1 protein-coding gene is annotated in these 1,890 nt (G+C 73.3%); it reads right to left on the bottom strand.

What is annotated here, in order from left to right; translation table 11 throughout:
- Positions 1–49: 49 nt before the first annotated feature.
- Positions 50–1,890: ABC transporter ATP-binding protein (locus ACYVE9_RS25050; protein ID WP_461030172.1), on the bottom strand; the 1,841-nt coding region annotated here is incomplete at its 5' end.

Below are 1,890 nucleotides of genomic sequence, written 5' to 3' on the forward strand. Positions count from 1 at the left end.
CGGCCCGTCCGAAAGGCGCGCGGGCGGCCGGCGACCCGCGCGCCCCCGGCTACCGCACGCTCTGCGTCTCCGGCACGGGTTCGCCGGTGAACGTCCGCCACAGCCGGGCGTAGTGGCCGTCCCGGCTCAGCAACTCGGTGTGCGTGCCGTCCTCCACGACCCGGCCGTGGTCGAGCACCAGCACGCGGTCCGCGCGGGCCGCCGTGGTCAGGCGGTGCGCGACGACAAGCGTGGTGCGGCGCCCGGCGAGCCGGTCGGTGGCCTGGTTGACCAGGCCCTCGGTGGCCAGGTCCAGCGCCGCGGTCGCCTCGTCCAGCAGCCGCACGTCCGGGTTGACCAGCTCCGCCCGGGCCAGGGCGATCAACTGGCGCTGGCCCGCCGACAGGTTCCGGCCCCGCTCGGTGACGGTGTGCAGGTAGCCGTCCGGCAGCGCGGCGATCATGTCGTGCGCCCCGACCGCCCGGGCGGCCGTCTCCACCTCGGCGTCGCTCGCCTCGGGACGGCCGTACGCGATGGCGTCGCGCACCGAGCCGGGAAAGAGGTACGGCTCCTGCGGCACGACGCCGATCCGGTGCCGGTAGTCGGTGAGGTCCAGCTCGCGCAGGTCGGTGCCGTCCACCAGGACGGCACCCGACGTCGGGTCGTAGTAGCGGGCGACCAGCTTGACCAGGGTGGACTTGCCCGCGCCGGTCTCGCCGACGAAGGCGACCGTCTGCCCGGCGGGGATCGTCAGGTCCACTCCTTCCAGCGCCACCGCGTCACCGGTGGTGCCGTCCGCCGCGGAGTAGCGGAAGTGCACGTCGCGGAACTCGATCCGGCCGCGCAGCCGCCGCACCGGGCGGGCGTCGGCGGCCGGCGGGGTGGACGAGGGCTGCCGCAGCAGCTGCTGGATGCGGCCCAGTGACACCGCCGCCTGCTGGTAGCCGTCGAAGACCTGGGAGAGCTGCTGCACGGGCGCGAAGAACAGCTCGATGTACAGCAGGTAGGCGACCAGCGCGCCCGCCGTGAGAGTGCCCTCGCTGACCCGGCCGGCCCCGACGATCAGCACGGCAGCGGTGGCCATCGAGGCCAGCAGCTGCACGAACGGGAAGTACACCGAGATCAGCCACTGCCCGCGGACCCGGGCTCGGCGGTAGTCGTCGCTGCGTGCGGTGAACCGGTCGGCGCCCGTCTCCTCGCGGCGGAACGCCTGCATCATGCGCAGCCCGGCGACGGACTCCTGGAGGTCGGCGTTGACCACGCTGACCCGCTCCCGCGCCAGCTCGTAGGCCTTGACGCTCTGCCGTCGGAAGAAGACCGTGCCGATGACCAGCGGCGGCAGGGTGGCGAAGACCACCAGGGCCAGCTGGACGTCGATGGCCAGCAGCGCCACCAGGATGCCGAGGAACGTCAGCAGCGAGACCACGGCCGTGACCAGGCCGGTCTGGAGAAAGGTGGAGAGCGCGTCGACGTCCGTCGTCATCCTCGTCATGACCGCGCCGGCGAGGTTGCGCTCGTAGAAGTCGAGGCCCAGCCGCTGGAGCTGCGCGAAGATCTTGACGCGCAGCGCGTACAGCACCCGTTCACCCGTGCGGCCGGTCAGCCGCATGGACACGAACTGCGCCGCCCACTGGGCGACGACAACAAGCAGTGCGAGGGCGGCGGCCAGCCAGACGGCGGACAGCGAGGCCTGCTGCACGCCCTCGTCGATGCCGTGCCGGATGAGCACCGGCAGCAGCAGCATGGCGACCGCGTCCAGCGCGACGAAGCCCAGCGCGACGGCCAGCGGGGTGCCGAAGCCGTGCAGCAGTCGGCGCAGGCCGTACGACTGCTCACGCCCCTCGGCGCGGGCCTCGTCCACGTCGGGGGCGTCGGTGGCCGGGGGCAGCGCGGCGACCTTGGCCAGCAGGT

Source organism: Streptomyces sparsus (assembly GCF_054776295.1).